Source organism: Streptomyces sp. NPDC034103 (assembly GCF_055575395.1).
On the sequence record NZ_JBVISS010000003.1, the window covers coordinates 497466 to 516507 of the forward strand.

Genomic DNA, 19042 nt, shown 5'->3' on the forward strand with positions numbered 1-19042 from the left:
CGCCCCAAGGTCGGCGAAGGCCACCCCCTCAAGCTCGGCTTAGGCGACCGTTTCCAGCTCAGCCCAGCCCGCCCCAAGGCTCAGCCGAGGCCTCAGCCCAGGTCCGGCGCGTGCATGGCACGGACGCCCTCGATGTTCCCGTCCAGATAGTGCCGCAGCGACAGCGGTACGAGGTGGACGGAGGCGATCCCGATACGGGTGAACGGCACCCGCACGATCTCGTACTCCCCGACGGGTTCGTCGACTTCGGGGCCGTGCCGCAGCGAGGTGTCCATGGACTCCAGGTGGCAGACGAAGAAGTGCTGGACCTTCACTCCCGTCGCGCCGCCGTCCTCGCCGATGTGCTCCACGGTGTCGACGAAGCAGGGCACCACGTCGGTGATCTTGGCGCCGAGCTCCTCGTACACCTCGCGGTGCAGGGCGTGGACCACGGTCGGGTCTTCCGGCTCGACCCCGCCACCGGGCGTGAGCCAGTAGGGATCCAGACCAGGCTTGGTGCGCTTGATCAGGATCAGGTCGTCGCCGTCCAGAAGAACGGCGCGGGCGGTGCGCTTGACCACGGGTCGGACGGTCATGGGTGAAATGTGGCCCGGTTGGTTCCACGTGAAACATCGCGCATCGTGATCAGTCGAGTTCATCGCGTGATGCGGAGAAAACCGCAGGTCAGCACCAGTTCGCAGCGGCCTGCAGCAGCCATTCGTGAGCACGTGCGACGTGTGGCATCGCCAAGGTGCCCGTCCGGACCACGAGGAAGTACGTGCGCAGGGGTGGTACCGCCGGCTGGTGCAGGGCCACGACGTCACCACGCTCCAGAGCGGGCGCGCACAGATAGCTGGGCAGCACCGCGAGCCCGGCGCCCGCCACCGCACAGGCGAGCGCCGCGCGCAGATCGGGAACGATGACCGTGCCCGGAGTGGCCGGAAGGCAGTCGAAGACCGAGGCCCAGTAGCGGGAGACGAACGGCAGTGACTCGTGCACCTCGATCACCGGAAGGCCCTTGAGGGCGGGGGCATCTACGCGTCGCAGGGTCCCGGTGTTGATCCGTTTCGCCCAGTGCGGGGCGGCGACCAGGACGTGCACTTCGTCGCAGAGCGCAGTCGCCGTGAGCAGGGCACCGCGTGGACGAGCCGTCGTGATGGCGAGATCGTGGTGCCCGGCGGCCAGACCTTCCAGGGTCTCCTCGGCGTTCCCGAAGGAGGCGCGCAGCGCGAACCCCTGACCGTCCTCGCCGGTCAGCTCCGTGAGGGCGGGCAGGGCTCGCTCGGCGGTGAACTCGGGTGGCCCGGCGAGATGGAGGGTGCGCAGGGAGGACTCGTCGTCCAGGCCGGTCTCGGTGATCTCGACCAGGGCGTCGAGGTGCGGCGCGGCCTTGTGGGCGAGTTCGTCGCCGATGCTGGTCGGGGTCACCCCGCGCGCCTGCCGTAGAAAGAGCGGGCGCCCCAACTGCCGCTCCAGCGTGCGGATCTGCGAGGTCACGGCCGGCTGGGAGAGGCCGAGCAGCGCGGCGGCGCGAGTGAAGGAGCCGGCCCGGTGCACGGTCACGAAGGTCCGCAGCAAGGCCAGATCCATACCAGGCCCTCCCCTTCGTCGCCCTGCCCCGGCCCCGAACCCGCCCAACTATAAATATGTCGATAGGCCGCTGTCGCTACTGTGATTGGACACTGACACAGAGTCAACTAGCCTTGTTGGCGCGGTTCTTCGCGCGCGGAACCGAGGACGGTCCGAGCCACGAGGGGGGAGGCTCGGACCGTTCGTTGTGCGCAGCCGGACAGCGGGCGACGGACAGGGGTCGACGGACAGCGATCGAAGGACGGCGATCAAGGGGCGGCGAGGCGGGTCAGTGCGCGGACTCGTCCAGCGCGCGCAGCACGTCCGCCACCAGGTCCTCGGGGTCCTCGGCGCCGACGGAGAAGCGGATGAAACCGTCCGGCACGTCGTCCCCGCCCCAGCGCCCCCGCCGCTCGGCCGTGGAACGCACCCCACCGAAGCTCGTCGCGTCGTCCACGAGCCGCAGCGCGTCGAGGAAACGGTCGGCACGCGCGCGCGTGGGCAGCGTGAAGGAGACCACGCACCCGTAACGCCGCATCTGCTGCGAGGCGACCTTGTGCGAGGGGTCGTCGGGCAGCCCTGGATAGCGCAGCCCGGAGATCTCCGGGCGCCCCTTCAAGACCTCGGCGAGCTGAAGCGCGGTCGCGTTCTGCCGGTCCACCCGCAGCTGGAGCGTGGCGATCGAACGGTGCGCGAGCCAGGCCTCCATAGGACCCGGGATCGCTCCGACGATCTTGCGCCAGCGTCGTACGGCGGTCATCGCCTTGCCCTCGCGGCCGGCGACGTACCCCAGCAGGACGTCTCCGTGCCCCGTGAGCTGCTTGGTCCCGCTCGCCACGGAGAAGTCGGCGCCGAGCTCCAGAGGCCGCTGCCCGAGCGGGGTCGCGAGGGTGTTGTCGACCGCGACGAGGGCGCCACGCGCGTGTGCCGCCTCGACGAGCCGCCGGATGTCGCACACGTCGAGCCCCGGGTTCGAGGGCGTCTCGATCCACAGCAGCTTCGCGCCGTCCAAGGCCTCCAGCTGCGCGTCACCGCCGGTCGGGGCGGTCCGCACCTCGATGCCGTACGCCTCCAGCTGCGCGCGCACCAAGGGCAGCACCTGGTAACCGTCGGCGGGCAGCACGACCGTGTCCCCGGCGCGCAGCTGTGAGAAGAGGACAGCGGAGATGGCGGCCATGCCCGAGGCGAACACGAGCGTCTGCACGCTGTCCTGCCCGGGCGCCTCCAGCTCGCCGATGGCGCGCTCCAGGAGCGTCCAGGTCGGGTTCTCGTCCCGGCCGTAGGTGTACGGACCGCTCACCTCGCCCGGCAGATGGAAGTGCGCGGCGAACACCGGGCCGGGCAGCGTGGGTTCGTTCCTGACCGGCTCGGGCAGTCCGGCCCGCACCGCGCGCGTGCCGTCGCCGGCATGCCCCGCCACTACCGCGCGCGTGCCGCCGGTGTTCCCCGCCGCTACCGCGCGTGTGTCGTCGCCAGTGTTCTCCGTCGAATCGCTCATGCCACCCGTCCTTGTCCGTCCACGTCCTCGCGTACCGCGGCGAGCAGGCCCTCGCTCGCCGCCTCCACCATCTCAAGGCACTCCTCGAAGCCGTCCATGCCCCCGTAGTACGGGTCCGGGACGTCGAGGTCCGCGCTCGCGGACGGGTCGTAGGAGCGCAGCAGCCGCACCTTCGCGGCGTCCTCCTCGGTGGGGGCGAGGCGGCGCAGGGCCTTGAGGTGACCGTGGTCGAGGGCGATGACGAGGTCGAGGCGCTCGAACCACGACGGCTGGAACTGACGGGCCGTGTGGGCGCTGTCGTAACCGTGCTCCTCGAGGACCGACACCGTGCGCGGGTCGGCGCCGTCGCCCTCGTGCCAGCCGCCCGTGCCGGCGCTGTCGACCTCGACCCGGTCACCGAGCCCGGCCTCCGCGACGCGTGCGCGGAAGACGGACTCGGCCATCGGCGAACGGCAGATGTTGCCGGTGCAGACGAAGCAGACCCGATACGTCATGGAGAGCTCAGTCCCCGTCGGGCAGGACGACGTTGAGCGCCCAGGACACGATCGAGATGATCAGGCCGCCGAGCACGGCGGTCCAGAAGCCGTCGACGTGGAAACTCAGGTCGACCTTGTCGGCCAGCCACGAGGTCAGCAGCAGCATCAACGCGTTCACGACCAGGGTGAACAGGCCGAGCGTCAGGATCAGCAGCGGCAGGCTCAAGAGCTGTACGACCGGCTTGACCAGGAAGTTCACCACTCCGAAGATCAGCGCGACGAGGATCAGGGTGGCGATCTTCTTGCCCGTGCTGCCACCGGTCAGCGTGATCTTGTCCAGCAGCCAGACGGCGACCGCAAGGGCACCCGCGTTGGCGATCGTCTTGACTACGAAATTCTTCATGTGTCTGATCGTGGCAGACGAGATCGGCTACGAGCAGTGCGAAAGAGGCGGACGAGGGCGATGAAGGCATTCCGGCTGGACGAACTGGAGGCGGAGCGCGCCGCGAACGAGGGCGCCTACCTGCAGTTTCTGCGGGAACGGAACATGTCGGTCGGCCTGTACGCGCTGGACGCCGGCGAGCGTGATCCACAGAAGCCGCACCATCAGGACGAGGTCTACTTCGTGGTGAGCGGCCGTGCGGCGATCACCGTGGGCATGGAGACCACCGAGGTCGCGCGCGGCAGCGTGGTCTATGTACCGGCCGGGGTCGCCCACAAGTTCCACCACATCAGCGAGGATCTGCGGGTCCTCGTGGTGTTCTCTCCGCCCGAGAGCTGAGCCGCCACCCCGGGATTCCCTAGGGGATCAGTCAGGGGAGGACAAGGGGTGCGAGGCCCCCGCCGGGCAACTCCCCGACCTAGCATCGAGTGCAGGAACAACAGAGGGATCCGGCATCACGAGCCCGGGTCTTCGACCGGACCCGGCACGAGCGACGGGCGGAGAGGTAAGGACGAGAGCAATGGGAGAGATCTTCGCGGGACTGCCCTGGTGGGTGAAGTGGATCGCGGTGCCGGTCATCGCCCTGGTCGTGTTCGGCGGGCTGATAGCCAGCGTCGTCGGCTTCGTCATCAGCCTGCTCTTCAAGCTGCTGGTCTTCGTCGCCCTGGTCGGCGGACTGATCTACGTGGTGCGGAAGTTCATGTCGAGCTCCTCGTCGCGCAGCGACTGGTGACGCGTGGGGTCACCGGCGGCGGGCGGTGACGGGCGGAGGGCGTGATGCGGCGACCGGGGAGCGGCGGCGTGAGTCGACCCGCCGACCGGCGGTGCGTGCGGTGACCGGTGATCGGCGGTGCGTGCGTGACCGGTGATCGGCGTTCTGCGGCGGCCTGGGAAGGGCGTTGCGAGGGACCGATGAGCGGTGTCGGGCGGCCGCGAACGTGTCGCCGTACGACCTCCGATGAGCGGGACCGGGGGTCGGTAACAGGAATCACCGGTTCCCTCGGGCGGGGGAAGTTTTCGGTACAGGCCGAGTGCGAGCGGTGACGGACGGTTAAAGTCCGGAATTCGACGCGGGGACGATCCCCCGTGAGCGGCGCACACCCCTCCCGTGTTCCCCCGCACGGGCGGCCCCCTCGCGCTTCGGGAGTGACCCTTGGCCACGGTTGACACCGGACCCGCACAACCCCTCACGGCACCCGGCCCGGCACGAGCCCCCGTCCCGTCAGTGGATTCCCGCCCCCGGCCCCCGGAGCAGCCCGTACGCGCGAGCCGGCCCCGCCCGGAGACGCCTCCGTCACCGACGCGGACCGACGCGCCAGAGGCCCCGCACCCCACGACCCTCATCGGGTCCGTCCAGCGCGCCATGCGCCTGCTGGAGTCCGTCGCCGGCCACGAACACGGCGCCCCCGCCAAACAGCTGGCCCGCGAGACCGGCCTCGCCCTGCCCACGGCCTACCACCTGCTGCGCACCCTGGTCCACGAGGGCTATCTGCGCCGGGAGAAGGGACTGTTCTTCCTCGGCGAGGCGGCGGAGCGGCTGAGCAGCAGCGGAGCGCGGCAGAAACGTCGCAGCACGGTCGCCGAGACCCTGGCCCACTGGCGCGATGCCCTGGGCGTGCCCGTGTACTACGCGCTCTACCGGGACGGCGAGATCGAGGTCATGTGCGTCTCCGACACCCCCGGCAACCCGGCGGTCGAGGAGTGGGCCGACTTCCGTGAGACCGCGCACGCGCACGCCATCGGACAGTGCCTGCTGTCCCAGCTGGACGAGCAGGCCCGCCGCGACCACCTCGACCGCTACCCCGTGCAGGCCATCACCCCGTACACCGTGCGGGACGATCACACGCTGCTGCGGCGCCTGGACCGGACGTCGCGCATGGAGCCGGTCTTCGAGCGGCAGGAGTACGCACTCGGGACGGTGTGTGCGGCGATTCCCCTCACCGTGGGCACCACCGCCGCGACGATGGCCATCTCCCTGCCCGTCCATCAGGCCGGCCGGTTGCCCGAGGCCGCCCGTCAGCTACAGAGCGAGGTCGGGCGGCTCCTGGGGTCGTTGGCGATCTCTATCAGTATCTGAAAACTCACTCCTTGTGATCTCTCGTGTACGTTAAGCAAACTTCGACCACAGTCAGAGGGATCATTCCCGGCCAGCGGCAGATGACGGGGTACACGATGGGTGAGTCCGTACAGGCAGAGGTCATGATGAGTTTTCTCGTCTCCGAGGAACTCTCCTTTCGCATCCCGGTGGAGCTGGGCTACGAGACCCACGATCCCTACGCCGTGCGGCTCACCTTCCATCTGCCCGGAGACGCGCCGGTGACCTGGGCGTTCGGGCGTGAGCTGATGATCGACGGCGTGGGGCGCCCGTGCGGCGACGGTGACGTGCGCATCGCGCCGGCCGAGGTGGACACGCTGGGTGAGGTCCTGATCCGTCTTCAGGTCGGCGCCGACCAGGCCCTGTTCCGCTCCTCGGCGGCGCCCCTCATCGCCTTCCTCGACCGCACCGACAAGCTGGTGCCGCTCGGCCAGGAGGGGGCGCTCGCGGACTTCGACGCGCACCTCGAGGAGGCGCTGGACCGGATCCTGGCGGAGGAGCAGAGCGCTGGCTGAAGCGTTACGGCACGGAGGAGGAGTAACGCTTCAGCGCTGGCGTGGGGCTCGCGCAGGAACGCTTCTGCTTCAGTGGGGCCTGGGGCCCCTCGGACGGGGGCGGCTTCCCTCCGGCGTGCCCGGCCGTGTCTTGAAGTTGCCCAGGCATCGTGAAGGCACCTGGGCCACGTGACGTCAGTTGCTGCTTTGGGGATGCTCCTTCGGGTGCTTCTTCGCGGGGGCTGATTCGGACCCGCGGTGCCCCCCGCGTCGTAGTCCGGGTCAGTGCTTGCGTCGTCGGCCCCGTCCGCCTCGCAGCACCGGGATCGGCTGGGTGCCCGACGAGCCCGGCCGGACTCCCGCCGCGCTCGGCTCGCCACCCGCCGGGGCGGTCGGGGTACCCGACCCGGACCCAGACCCTGACCGGTCGGCCGAGACCACCAGCGCCGCGAGGGCGGTCGTGACCGGCACCGATGCGACCAGGCCGATCGAGCCGACCAGGGTGCGCACGATCTCCTCCGCGACCAGCTCGCTGTTGGCGACCGTCCCGACGCTGCTCTGTGCGATGGAGAACAGCAGCAGCAGCGGCAGCGCGGCGCCCGCGTAGGCGAGGACGAGCGTGTTGACGACGGATGCGATGTGGTCGCGGCCGATTCGGATGCCCGCGCGGTACAGACCTCGCCAGCCCATCGACGGGTTGGCCTCGTGCAGCTCCCAGACCGCCGACGTCTGAGTGACCGTCACGTCGTCGAGGACACCGAGCGACCCGATGATGACGCCGGCGAGCAGGAGACCGCTCATGTCGATCGACGGGTACAGGCCATGGATCAGACCGGTGTTGTCGTCCGTGTTGCCGGTGAGCGCGGCCCAGCCGATGAAGAGCGAGCCGAGGACGCCGATCAGCAGCAGTGAGATGAGTGTGCCCAGCACCGCGACGGATGTCCGCGCGGACAGTCCGTGGCACAGATACAGGGCGATGAGCATGATGGCGCTCGCCCCGACCACGGCCACGACCAGCGGGTTCGAGCCCTGGAGGATCGCGGGCAGGATGAAGAAGTTCAGGATCAGGAAGCTGATCGCCAGCGCGACCAGCGCCATGAGACCTCGCAACCGCCCGACGACCACGACGGCGAGCGCGAAGATGCCGGCGAGCAGCCCCATGGGGAGCCTGCGGTTGACGTCGGTGACCGAGTACTGGAGGTCCTTGGGCGCGGAGGGCTCGTACGCGACCACGACTTCCTGGCCTTGATCCAACTGCCGTGACTGGTCCGGCTGCACGATCTCGGTGAACGTACGGCCCTTGTCCTTGCCGGTGTCGACCCGGATCGTCGCCTTCTTGCAGTCGCCCTCCGCCTGTTGCTGGGCGGAGGACCCCTCGGCGGTGGAGGTGTCGCCGGTCGGCGTCTCGCCCGAGGCGTTCACCGACTTGCAGCTCACGCTCACGACCTTGGTGACCGTGGCCTGTTGGGTCTGCCGGTCGAAGCCGACGCCGGTGCGCTCGTGCCCCGGCGCACCTCCCGGCCACAGCACGGCGAGCCCGACGATCACGGCGACACCGAACGGGATGAGGATTGCCGCGATGACCTTGCGCAGATGCTTCGAGACGGGGGCCGCGGGCCCGTGGCTGTGGCTGTGGGAGTGACCGTGCCCACCACCACCCCGGCCGCTATCGCCACCGTCACCGCCCCGGCCGCCACCCCCCGAGCCGTCACCGGAACCCGAGCCGTCACCGGAACCTGAGCCGTCACCGGAACCTGAGCCGTGGCCAGAACCCGGGCCGCCGCTGTGCCCATGACCCTGGCCGTGCCCGTCTCCCCGATCGTGCCCGTGCCCACGCCCGCCACCGGCGTCGTGCCCATGCCAGTCGTCAGAACCGGAGCCGGAGCCGGAGCTAGAGACGGAGCCGTACCCGGCAGGACCGAACCCAGGCGCCTGGTCGTACCCAGGGCCTTGGCCGCCGCCCCCAGGCGCCTGGCCGCCCCCAGGTCCTTGGCCACCCCCCGGCCCCCGGCCGTACCCCGGCTCTTGCCGGCTCCCCGGTCTCGGGCCGTTGCCGGGCCCGCTTCCGGGGCCGGGCCTGCGCGGGGGCTCGGGTGGGTACGGGGGCTGATGCGTCGTGGTCACCGACCGATCATCGCAAGAACGACAGGGGCCCTCTGTTCACCGCGCCCGAATTGACGCTAGCGTGGGGGCACCTTTGTACACGCGGGAGCTCGGAGCACCGGGCTGAGAGGGCGCTGACCTCCGTCCCAGCGATGTTTCACGTGGAACATCGTCACCAGCGAGTGACGTTCCACACGAAACGTCGGCAGACGGAAACCGCTGCGTCGACCGCCGAACCTGTTACCGGGTAATGCCGGCGTAGGGAGTAGGTCTCATGACCATCGAGGACGCACGCACGCCTGCCTCCAGCCAGGACGAAGCGCCTATTCAGGGTGAAACGTCAGCACAAGGTGGGAAGTCCATCGGCTGGCACAAGGCGTATGTCGAGGGCTCGCGCCCCGACCTGCGGGTGCCGGTCCGTCAGGTGCATCTCACCAACGGGCAGTCGGTCACGTTGTACGACACATCAGGCCCGTACACCGATCCCTTGGTCGATACCGACGTCCGCCGGGGCCTGGCGCCGCTGCGGGAGAACTGGATCATCGCCCGCGGTGACACCGAGGAGTACGCGGGCCGTCCCGTCCGCCCCGAGGACGACGGCATCAAGCACACCTCGCCGCGCGGCGGCAATCTGCGCAACCTCGACGCGGTCTTCCCGGGGCGCCCCCGGCTGCCGCGTCGCGGCCGCGACGGCGCGGCGGTCACGCAGCTCGCCTACGCCCGCCGCGGCGAGGTCACACCGGAGATGGAGTACGTGGCTCTCCGGGAGAACGTGTCCCCCGAGGTCGTCCGCGAGGAGATCGCGGCCGGCCGCGCGGTGCTCCCCGCCAATGTCAACCACCCGGAGATCGAGCCGATGATCATCGGCAAGCGGTTCCTGGTGAAGGTCAACGCCAACATCGGCAACTCGGCGGTCACCTCCTCCATCGAGGAGGAGGTCGAGAAGATGACCTGGGCGACCCGCTGGGGCGCCGACACGGTGATGGACCTGTCCACGGGTCGCAACATCCACACCACCCGCGAATGGGTGCTGCGCAACTCCCCCGTGCCCATCGGCACGGTGCCGCTCTACCAGGCGCTGGAGAAGGTCGACGGCCGCGCCGAGGAGCTGACCTGGGAGATCTACAAGGACACGGTCATCGAGCAGGCCGAGCAGGGCGTGGACTACATGACGGTCCACGCGGGCGTCCGGCTGCCGTACGTCCCGCTGACGGCGAACCGCAAGACCGGCATCGTCTCGCGCGGCGGCTCGATCATGGCGGCGTGGTGCCTGGCGCACCACAAGGAGTCGTTCCTGTACGAGAACTTCGAGGAACTCTGCGAGATCCTCGCCGCCTACGACGTCACGTACTCGCTCGGCGACGGCCTGCGGCCCGGTTCGATCGCGGACGCCAACGACGAGGCGCAGTTCGCGGAGCTGCGCACGTTGGGCGAGCTCAACACGATCGCCAAGAGCTTCAACGTACAGACCATGATCGAAGGCCCGGGGCATGTCCCGATGCACAAGATCAAGGAGAACATCGACCTCCAGCAGGAGATCTGCGAAGAGGCGCCGTTCTACACCCTCGGCCCGCTGACCACGGATGTCGCCCCGGCGTACGACCACATCACCTCGGGCATCGGCGCCGCGATGATCGCGTGGTGGGGCACGGCCATGCTCTGCTACGTCACGCCCAAGGAGCACCTGGGCCTGCCCAACCGCGACGACGTCAAGACCGGCGTCATCACCTACAAGATCGCGGCCCATGCGGCGGACCTCGCCAAGGGACACCCCGGCGCACAGGAGTGGGACGACGCGCTGTCGGACGCCCGCTTCGAGTTCCGCTGGGAGGACCAGTTCAACCTGGCCCTCGACCCCGACACGGCCCGCGAGTTCCACGACGAGACCCTGCCCGCCGAACCGGCCAAGACAGCCCACTTCTGCTCGATGTGCGGCCCGAAGTTCTGCTCGATGAAGATCTCCCAGGACATCCGTCGTCGGCACGGCGGAAGTCAGGAGGAGATCGAGGAGGGCATGGCCCAGAAGTCGAAGGAGTTCGCGGCGGCGGGGAACCGGGTCTATCTGCCCCTCGCCGACTGACCCCGGCCCCCGCTGATCGGTTCCGTGGCTCGGCCGAGCCGCGGGCCCGGCGCACGGCGTGTCAGACGCCCCGCCACGGGTGCGCACGCCGGGGGAGCCCGGCGTCCCGAGCCGGACGGCGGCTTGCGCGCCCCCGGCGGCGGGTCTCGCCGGGCGAGGGGCGCAAGCCGGGGGTCACTCCGGATGGTGCTCCGGGCCGCCGAAGTCCGGGCTGGTGTAGTCCGGGCTCGTGAAGCTGGGCCGGGGGCTGGCGGGGCCGTCGTCCGGGCTGGTGAAGCCGGGGCGGTCGTAGCCGAGCTGCGGCATGCGGCTGGTCGGTGCGGGCGGTGCCGGGCGGTGCAGGGCGGCCGCCGTCCCGGGATCGGCCAGCGCGTCCCGCAGGAACGGCAGGACACCCCGCTCCAGCAGGGCCTCGCACCAGGCTTCCCTGGCCCGGGACACCTCACCGCTCAGCTCGCCGTACGGCCCGGTGTCGAGCGAGGGCCGGTTGCGCAGGGCGGTGAGCAGCAGGCCGACCGCGGCGACCAGGATGGCGATCGCGGTCACCGCGCCGAACACCCAACCGGTGGTCAGCATGGTCTGGGCGAACGCCGGCTGGGGGTCGAGCATCTTCAGGATGTACCCCACCAGCAGGAAGATCGCCGCGGCGGTGCCGGCGAGGACGGGAGCCAGGACCGCGACGACGGCGACGGCGCCCGCGCCGGCGGTCTCGGCGACCTCTCCCATGGTGGCGGCGAGCCCCACCGCGCCCGAGCCCGACTCCGGGGAGCCGGTCTCGCGCACGGACGTCGGGGTGGACGGCGCCGGGCGGCGCAGGTCCTCGCGCACCTTGACGTAGTGCTGGTACTCGGTCGCCGCTGCCGCCGTGATGATGGCGGTGGCGTTGAGCGCCATGGTGCGCAGCTGTTCGGGATTGAGCCGCTGTCCGACAGCGGCCAGTTCCGGGCGGTGTGGTGCGGAGCGCAGCGCCTCATCGAGGATCCGCTCGTAATCCTGGCGGTCCTCGCTCAGCAGGTGCTGCGGAACGCTGTTCATGTGCATCCCCCGATGCTCCGTAGGGCTTGGGGCTCGCATGACTGTGAGCCGTCGGGCAGAAACGGAGGGGAGCCTGCTACGGATAAGCCGATGGTAGAGCGGCGACGGCACGCGTTGACAGGGGGTTTCCAGAAATTGGGCCCTGGCCTGCGCCGTTTCTGCTCGGTCCGGCACGGGGGATCGGCTGCCCGGTGAACGTTCAGATATCCAGGGGAAGTTGCTGGACCAGCAGTTTTCCGGCCATGGTCACACCGCCGTCCATGGCGATGGCCAGCCCTTCGGCGTAGACGTGCGGTCCTTCGACGTGGGGACCCGAGGAGTCCTCGCCGTCCTCGGAGCCGACCTCACCCAGCAGATAGGGGATCGGGCTGTGTCCGTGAACGATCCGGGTGCCGCCGTACGTATCGAGCAGCGAGCGCACATGGTCGGCGCCGCCCTCGTCGCGGAAGGAGAAGCGCTTGGTGAACTTCCGGAACAGGTCCCAGACCTCGTCCGCGTCGTTGCGTGTGATCGTCTCGCGGACGGTGTCGTTGACCGCCTCGATCGAGTCGCCGTAGTCGAGGTAGGCGGTGGTGTCGGAGTGCACGAGCAGATGGCCGTCGACCGACTCGATGGCGTCCAGGCGGGCCATCCACTGCAGGTGGTGGTCCTGGAGACGGTCCATGTCGGTCTTCTGGCCGCCGTTGAGCAGCCAGGCCGCCTGGAACGTGGCGGTGCCCGCGCCGGAGTTGACAGGGGTGTCGCCGAACCGCTTGGCGCCGAGCAGCAGCAGCTCGTGGTTGCCCATGAGGGCCTTGCAGTAGCCGCCGGCCGCGGCCGCCTCCGCGGACAGCCGCATCACGAGGTCGATGACGCCGATGCCGTCCGGCCCGCGGTCGGTGAAGTCGCCGAGGAACCACAGCCGGGCGGTCCCCGCGCACCAGTTGCCCGCGGCGTCGATGAGGCCCTTCTCCTGGAGGGCCGCCACCAGCTCGTCGAGATAGCCGTGCACGTCACCGACGACGAACAGCGCGCCCGGCCCGGCGCCGGAGACCGGCTGGGGGACGGTCGAGGGGTCCACGGTCACCTGAAGCGTGTCACCGCGGTTGACGATCGGCAGGTCGCGCTCGGTGGGCGTGTACCCGTCGGGGAAGTCCGCCTCGTGCGGCGGCACGACGTCACCGGGGTGCGCGCTGTGGCCGTACGGACCGGTCTCGTGGACGTACGCGGGTACCCGGAAGTCGCGCAACGTCGCCGTCCGCTCCGCCTCGGGTCCCTGACCGGCCCCCTGAGTCATCAGACCCCTCCACCATCACGCCGCATCTGCACCGCTTCGGACTGCCTGGTCGCAGCGGCCCGCGGTGTCGTGGGCCCATCATAGGAATGCGGATCGCGCCGTGTGATGACCCAGGGGTGGTGAATCGGAGCAAGACACCTGTTCATCGCGGCATTCGCCCCGATTGGGCCGGGCTTCTGCCGTTGCTGACGGCTTCCGTTTCTACTCCTCCTCGGACGTCCGGGGCGGGCTGACGGTCGTCCGGGTCGCCCGCCGCTGGGACGAGGTGCGCACGATCAGCTCCGTCGGTATCACCTGCTCGACCGGTTGGTCCGATTCGACCCCCTCGATGGCGTCGATGAGGAGCTGGACGACGGCCGTCCCGATGCGCCGCGGCTTCAGGGAGAGCGTGGTGATGGGCGGTTCGGTGCTGGCGTAGACGGTGGACTCGGAGCAGCAGACCAGAAGCAGGTCTTCCGGTACGCGCAGTCCGTAGCGGCGGGCCGCGGCGAGCAGATCGGTGCCGTTGGGGTCGAACAGTCCGTAGACCGCGTCGGGGCGGTCGGGCCGGGCCAGCAACCGGTCGGCGGCGACGGCGCCCGCGCACGGGTCGTGCGCCGGGTAGGCCTCGTAGACCGGGTCCTGGCCGACCCGCTCGCACCAGCGCAGATACGCGGTGGTCGACAGATGGGTGTACGTGTCGGTCGTGGTCCCGGTCAGCAGGCCGATGCGGCGGGCGCCGGCGTCGGCCAGGTGGTCGAGGATGCCGAGGACGGCGGCCTCGTGGTCGTTGTCGACCCATGCGGTGACCGGCAGCGCGCCGGCCGGGCGGCCGTCGGAGACGACCGGCACACCCTGCCGGACCAGTTCGCTGACCACCGGGTCCTGGTCGGAGGGGTCGATGACGACCGTCCCGTCCAGGGCCACGTTCGACCACACGTCGTGGCGCGAGGTGGCGGGCAGGATGACGAGCGCGTAGCCGCGGGCGAGCGCGGCCGAGGTGGCGGCCCGGGCCATCTCGGCGAAGTACGCGAACTCCGTGAAGGTGAAAGGTTCATCCCCGTACGTCGTCACGGTCAGGCCGATGAGGCCCGATTTGCCGGTACGGAGGGTTCGGGCGGCGGCTGACGGACGATATCCCAACCGGTCGGCCACCTCGCGGACATGGCGGCGGGTGGCGTCCGGGAGCCGCCCCTTGCCGTTGAGGGCGTCGGAGACGGTCGTGATGGAGACTCCGGCGGCGGCGGCAACGTCTCTGATGCCCGCACGACCCGGCCGGCTGCCTCGGCGTGAGGTTTCCGCGCGGCTCACCTGGTGCTTCCCTGCTGCTGTCATGGCGAGCCGATAGTAGGGCTCCGACGGTGGGGTAGGGCGGACGCATATGCACGCGTTGACAGGCACGTTTCTGCATGGTCGAAAACCGTCAATCCCCTTTGAAAGGAAGGGAGTTGAACGATGCAATGGCACTACGTTACTTGTCGACGCGGATAGGCCTGCCAAGTCCCCGATGTTTCGAAGAGGTCTCAACTCACCTTCACGGGGGATGCGCGCCACGGCGCGAGCCACCGGCGCGTAGATATATGTGAGCGCGCCCTGTGATTCGTCTGTCTTCGTACGGTGATGCCCCTGATGCCGGTGTGACAGATGAGGTGACGTCGCACCGGTTCGCACAGACGCCCAATCCTCATAAGGTGTGGAGTATTGGATGCCGGTGGTCATGAGGAGGACTGCGGTGAGCGAGACGAGCCCCAAGCTGCGCGCCGAGCTGGAGGGTATCCCCACCTACAAGCCGGGCAAGCCCGCAGCGGCCGACGGCCCGGTCGCCTACAAGCTGTCCTCCAACGAGAACCCCTATCCGCCGCTGCCGGGCGTGATGGAGAGCGTCGCGGCCGCGGCCTCCTCCTTCAACCGCTACCCGGACATGGCCTGCACCGGCCTGATGAACGAGCTGTCGGAACGCTTCGGCGTCCCGCTCTCCCACCTGGCCACCGGCACCGGCTCGGTCGGTGTCGCCCAGCAGCTCGTCCAGGCGACCTCGGGACCGGGCGACGAGGTCATCTACGCCTGGCGGTCCTTCGAGGCCTACCCGATCATCACGCAGGTCAGCGGGGCGACCTCGGTGAAGGTGCCGCTGACGCCGGGCGATGTGCACGACCTCGACGCGATGGCCGAGGCCATCACCGACCGGACCCGGCTCATCTTCGTCTGCAACCCCAACAACCCCACGGGCACCGTCGTCCGGCGGGCCGAGCTGGAGCGCTTCCTCGACCGCGTGCCGAGTGACGTCCTCGTGGTGCTGGACGAGGCGTACCGCGAGTTCATCAGGGACCCTGAGGTGCCGGACGGCGTGGAGCTCTACCGGGACCGGCCCAACGTCTGTGTCCTGCGGACCTTCTCCAAGGCGTACGGACTCGCCGGCCTCCGCGTCGGCTTCGCGATCGCCCATGAGCCGGTGGCCGCGGCGCTGCGCAAGACCGCGGTGCCCTTCGGGGTCAGCCAGCTCGCGCAGGACGCGGCGGTCGCCTCGCTGCGGGCCGAGGACGAACTGCTCGGCCGGGTCGGCTCGTTGGTGTGCGAGCGCCAGCGGGTGGTCGAGGGGCTGCGCGCCCAGGGCTGGACGGTGCCCGAGACCCAGGCCAACTTCGTGTGGCTGCGGCTGGGGGAGCGCACGGTGGACTTCGCGGCGGCCTGCGACAGGCACGGTGTGGTGGTCCGGCCGTTCCCCGGCGAGGGTGTGCGGGTGACGATCGGCGAGACCGAGGCGAACGACATCTTCCTGAAGGTGACGGAAGGGTTCCGTAAGGAGCTCTAGCTCCTCAGCGCCAGCTCTTGGCTTTGGCTCCGGCTCTTCACCTCTAGCTCTTGGCTCCGGCTCTTCAGTCCAGCTCCTCCGCTCTAGCTCTCCACAAGCTCGACGCGGACGGGGTCGCCGTCCCGCACCGTCGACAACAAGCATGGGTCGCCGTCCAAGCGGCCCAGAACATTGCACGGGCTCGCGAGGCGGCATTCGTCGCCTCGCGAGATCGGTGTGGGGCCGTAGGGGAGCGCGAGGGCGTCGCCGTCGGTCCAGAAGGCCACGGTGCCCGGCTCCACCACCTCTTGCGCGCCGGTTTCACGTGAAACCGAGAGGCCGGTGTCGAAGTAGACCTCTGCACCCCAGGTGTGCGCGGTGGAGACCAGCGGCAGAGCCCGGGTGAGGGCCAGGGCGGTCGGGGTGTCGTCGAGGGTCGCGATGAGGTGGCCCGAGGGCCACGAGATTCGTATCTGCACGGCATGAAATTCAACAATGTGTTGAAGTGCTTGCCAAGGGGTTGACGTGACCCAGGAGACACCACCCCCCTGTCGTTCGTCGAAAACCAGTGCTGCATACTGGGCTTGTGAATGTGAACGCGTTCACAAGCGCGTAAGGAGACTGACGACGTGGACCTGGCTCTGGCGCCGGAGACACTGGCGCGATGGCAGTTCGGCATCACCACCGTCTACCACTTCCTCTTCGTCCCCCTGACGATCTCCCTGGCCGCCCTCACGGCGGGCTTGCAGACCGCGTGGGTGCGTACGGAGAAGGAGAAGTACCTCAGGGCGACGAAGTTCTGGGGCAAGCTCTTCCTGATCAACATCGCGATGGGCGTGGTCACCGGCATCGTGCAGGAGTTCCAGTTCGGCATGAACTGGTCCGACTACTCACGCTTCGTCGGTGACGTCTTCGGCGCTCCGCTGGCCTTCGAGGCCCTGATCGCCTTCTTCTTCGAGTCGACGTTCATCGGCCTGTGGATCTTCGGCTGGGACAAGCTGCCCAAGAAGATCCACCTGGCCTGCATCTGGATGGTCTCGATCGGCACGATCCTGTCGGCGTACTTCATCCTCGCGGCCAACTCATGGATGCAGCACCCCGTCGGTTACCGCATCAACGAGGCGAAGGGGCGGGCCGAGCTCACCGACTTCTGGCTGGTCCTGACCCAGAACACCGCGCTCGCCCAGGCCTTCCACACCCTGTCCGCCGCGTTCCTCACCGGCGGCGCGTTCATGGTCGGCATCTCCGCCTTCCATCTGCTGCGCAAGAAGCACATCAGCGACATGAAGACCTCACTGCGGCTCGGCCTGGTCACCGTCGTCATCGGTGGACTGCTTACCGCGATCAGCGGTGACACCCTCGGCAAGATCATGTACGAGCAGCAGCCGATGAAGATGGCCGCCGCCGAGGCTCTGTGGGACGGCGAGAAGCCCGCGCCCTTCTCGATCTTCGCCGTCGGGGACGTCGACAAGGGCCACAACAGGGTCGCGATCGAGGTCCCGGGTCTGCTGTCCTTCCTCGCCAAGGACGACTTCACCTCGTACGTCCCGGGCATCAACGACGTCAACAAGGCCGAGCAGGAGAAGTACGGGCCCGGAGACTACCGGCCCAACATCCCGGTCGCCTACTGGGGCTTCCGCTGGATGATCGGCTTCGGTATGACGTCCTTCGCCATCGGCCTGCTCGGCCTCTGGCTGACGCGGAAGAAGTTCATGCTGCCGCAGTCCCTGAGGGTCGCGGACGACGAGCTCCCTCATCTCGTGCTGCTCCCCAAGGGGAACAAGCCCCTCGGCCCGAAGCTGACCCTGTGGGCCTGGCGCGTCGCGGTCCTCACCATGGGCTTCCCGCTGATCGCCAACTCCTGGGGCTGGATCTTCACCGAGATGGGCCGCCAGCCGTGGGTCGTCTACGGCGTGCTGCGGACCCGGGACGCGGTCTCCCCCGGCGTCTCCCAGGGCGAGGTCCTCACCTCGATGATCGTCTTCACCAGCCTGTACGCCATCCTCGCGGTCGTCGAGGTCAAGCTGCTCGCGAAGTACGTCAAGGCCGGCCCGCCCGAGCTCACCGAGGCCGACCTCAACCCGCCCACGAAGATCGGCGGCGACGCGCGGGACGCCGACAAGCCGATGGCTTTCTCGTACTAGGCAGAGGGGGATCGAGTCATGGAACTTCACGACGTCTGGTTCGTGCTCATCGCCGTCCTGTGGACCGGCTACTTCTTCCTGGAGGGCTTCGACTTCGGCGTCGGTGTCCTCACCAAGCTGCTGGCCCGCAACCGGCCCGAGAAGCGGGTGCTGATCAACACCATCGGCCCCGTATGGGACGGCAACGAGGTCTGGCTGCTCTCGGCGGGCGGCGCGACCTTCGCCGCCTTCCCCGAGTGGTACGCCACGCTCTTCTCGGGCTTCTATCTGCCGCTGCTGCTGATCCTGGTCTGCCTGATCGTCCGGGGCGTCGCCTTCGAGTACCGGGTGAAGCGGCCCGAGGAGAACTGGCAGCGCAACTGGGAGAACGCGATCTTCTGGACCTCGCTGCTGCCGGCGTTCCTGTGGGGCGTGGCCTTCGGCAACATCGTCCACGGCGTGAAGATCGACCAGGACTTCGAGTACGTCGGCAACGTCTGGGATCTGCTCAACCCGTACGCGCTGCTCGGCGGGGTGGTGACGCTGACGCTGTTCACCTTCCACGGGGCGGTGTTCACGGCACTCAAGACCGTCGGCGAGATCCGGGAGCGGGCGCGGAAGCTGGCCCTGCGGGTCGGACTCGTGGCGGCCGCGGCAGCACTGCTCTTCCTGCTCTGGACGCAGGTCGAGAGCGGTGACGGCAAGAGTCTGGTCGCCATGGTCGTGGCGGTCGCCGCCCTGGTCTCCGCTCTGGTGGCCAATCAGGCAGGGCGTGAGGGCTGGTCGTTCGCGCTGTCCGGCGTCACGATCGCGGCCGCTGTGGCGATGCTCTTCCTGACGCTCTTCCCGAACGTCATGCCGTCCTCGCTCAACGAGGACTGGAGCCTCACGGTCACCAACGCCTCGTCGAGCCCGTACACCTTGAAGATCATGACCTGGTGTGCGGTGATCGCCACGCCCATCGTGATGCTCTATCAGGGCTGGACCTACTGGGTGTTCCGCAAGCGGATCGGTACGCAGCACATCGCGGCGGATGTCTCGCACTGACCCGGAGGTGCCCTGCGCCACCTCCGGGGCGCCGTGCACCGTGTCCGATGTGGGG

The 19042-nt window shown here is 69.1% G+C and carries 18 protein-coding genes; 8 read left to right on the top strand and 10 right to left on the bottom strand.

Annotated elements, in window-relative coordinates; genetic code table 11:
• Positions 1 to 92: 92 nt before the first annotated feature.
• The 5 genes from ACZ56U_RS08485 to ACZ56U_RS08505 form a co-directional block, all read right to left on the bottom strand.
• Positions 93 to 575 (bottom strand): NUDIX domain-containing protein, encoded by a 483-nt coding sequence (locus ACZ56U_RS08485; RefSeq protein ID WP_469083258.1) that lies wholly within the window; start codon positions 573 to 575, stop codon positions 93 to 95.
• Between the two features lie 88 nt (positions 576 to 663).
• Entirely contained in the window at positions 664 to 1569 is a 906-nt protein-coding gene (locus ACZ56U_RS08490; RefSeq protein WP_469083259.1) for a LysR family transcriptional regulator, read from the bottom strand.
• Between the two features lie 268 nt (positions 1570 to 1837).
• Positions 1838 to 3046, bottom strand: a complete 1209-nt coding sequence (locus tag ACZ56U_RS08495) for a cystathionine gamma-lyase (protein ID WP_469083260.1) — start codon at positions 3044 to 3046, stop codon at positions 1838 to 1840.
• Positions 3043 to 3540: a low molecular weight protein-tyrosine-phosphatase gene (locus ACZ56U_RS08500; protein WP_469083261.1), complete on the bottom strand. Its 498-nt coding sequence runs from the start codon at positions 3538 to 3540 to the stop codon at positions 3043 to 3045. Before ACZ56U_RS08500 ends, ACZ56U_RS08495 begins: the two co-directional genes overlap by 4 nt.
• A 7-nt stretch (positions 3541 to 3547) precedes the next feature.
• Complete coding sequence (locus ACZ56U_RS08505) at positions 3548 to 3925, bottom strand: phage holin family protein (protein WP_469083262.1); 378 nt, start codon at positions 3923 to 3925, stop codon at positions 3548 to 3550.
• A gap of 60 nt (positions 3926 to 3985) precedes the next feature.
• On the opposite strand from ACZ56U_RS08505, the gene ACZ56U_RS08510 reads away from it, so the two are divergent.
• From ACZ56U_RS08510 to ACZ56U_RS08525, 4 genes are all read left to right on the top strand, one after another.
• The gene (locus ACZ56U_RS08510) at positions 3986 to 4303 is read left to right on the top strand and encodes a cupin domain-containing protein (protein WP_469083263.1); all 318 of its coding nucleotides are present in this window, start codon (positions 3986 to 3988) and stop codon (positions 4301 to 4303) included.
• 181 nt (positions 4304 to 4484) lie between these two features.
• Entirely contained in the window at positions 4485 to 4697 is a 213-nt protein-coding gene (locus ACZ56U_RS08515; RefSeq protein WP_469083264.1) for a DUF5326 family protein, read from the top strand.
• A gap of 609 nt (positions 4698 to 5306) precedes the next feature.
• Entirely contained in the window at positions 5307 to 6041 is a 735-nt protein-coding gene (locus ACZ56U_RS08520; protein WP_469083409.1) for an IclR family transcriptional regulator, read from the top strand.
• A gap of 95 nt (positions 6042 to 6136) precedes the next feature.
• The gene (locus ACZ56U_RS08525; protein ID WP_391233510.1) at positions 6137 to 6574 is read left to right on the top strand and encodes an SsgA family sporulation/cell division regulator; all 438 of its coding nucleotides are present in this window, start codon (positions 6137 to 6139) and stop codon (positions 6572 to 6574) included.
• Between the two features lie 261 nt (positions 6575 to 6835).
• On the opposite strand, the gene ACZ56U_RS08530 is transcribed toward ACZ56U_RS08525, so the two are convergent.
• Entirely contained in the window at positions 6836 to 8677 is a 1842-nt protein-coding gene (locus ACZ56U_RS08530; protein ID WP_469083265.1) for a YibE/F family protein, read from the bottom strand.
• Positions 8678 to 8930: 253 nt separating this feature from the next.
• On the opposite strand from ACZ56U_RS08530, the gene thiC reads away from it, so the two are divergent.
• Positions 8931 to 10736: a phosphomethylpyrimidine synthase ThiC gene (gene thiC / locus ACZ56U_RS08535; protein ID WP_469083266.1), complete on the top strand. Its 1806-nt coding sequence runs from the start codon at positions 8931 to 8933 to the stop codon at positions 10734 to 10736.
• 174 nt (positions 10737 to 10910) lie between these two features.
• On the opposite strand, the gene ACZ56U_RS08540 is transcribed toward thiC, so the two are convergent.
• The 3 genes from ACZ56U_RS08540 to ACZ56U_RS08550 form a co-directional block, all read right to left on the bottom strand.
• Positions 10911 to 11777: a hypothetical protein gene (locus ACZ56U_RS08540; RefSeq protein WP_469083267.1), complete on the bottom strand. Its 867-nt coding sequence runs from the start codon at positions 11775 to 11777 to the stop codon at positions 10911 to 10913.
• A 193-nt stretch (positions 11778 to 11970) separates the two neighbouring features.
• Complete coding sequence (locus ACZ56U_RS08545; protein ID WP_469083268.1) at positions 11971 to 13047, bottom strand: metallophosphoesterase; 1077 nt, start codon at positions 13045 to 13047, stop codon at positions 11971 to 11973.
• 201 nt (positions 13048 to 13248) lie between these two features.
• Positions 13249 to 14361, bottom strand: a complete 1113-nt coding sequence (locus ACZ56U_RS08550) for a LacI family DNA-binding transcriptional regulator (protein ID WP_469083269.1) — start codon at positions 14359 to 14361, stop codon at positions 13249 to 13251.
• A 397-nt stretch (positions 14362 to 14758) separates the two neighbouring features.
• Between ACZ56U_RS08550 and hisC the strand changes: the two genes are divergently transcribed.
• The gene (hisC, locus tag ACZ56U_RS08555; RefSeq protein WP_469083270.1) at positions 14759 to 15838 is read left to right on the top strand and encodes a histidinol-phosphate transaminase; all 1080 of its coding nucleotides are present in this window, start codon (positions 14759 to 14761) and stop codon (positions 15836 to 15838) included.
• Positions 15839 to 15921: 83 nt separating this feature from the next.
• Here the strand turns inward: hisC and ACZ56U_RS08560 are convergent, their stop codons facing one another.
• Complete coding sequence (locus tag ACZ56U_RS08560; protein ID WP_469083271.1) at positions 15922 to 16296, bottom strand: cyclophilin-like fold protein; 375 nt, start codon at positions 16294 to 16296, stop codon at positions 15922 to 15924.
• Between the two features lie 150 nt (positions 16297 to 16446).
• Here ACZ56U_RS08560 and ACZ56U_RS08565 point away from each other — a divergent pair, with 150 nt between their 5' ends.
• Together ACZ56U_RS08565 and cydB are read left to right on the top strand one after the other, a co-directional pair.
• Positions 16447 to 17961 carry a cytochrome ubiquinol oxidase subunit I gene (locus ACZ56U_RS08565; protein WP_469083272.1) on the top strand — a complete coding sequence of 505 codons (1515 nt, stop codon included), beginning with the start codon at positions 16447 to 16449 and terminating at the stop codon, positions 17959 to 17961.
• Positions 17962 to 17979: 18 nt separating this feature from the next.
• Entirely contained in the window at positions 17980 to 18987 is a 1008-nt protein-coding gene (gene cydB, locus ACZ56U_RS08570; protein WP_469083273.1) for a cytochrome d ubiquinol oxidase subunit II, read from the top strand.
• Positions 18988 to 19042: the final 55 nt, after the last annotated feature.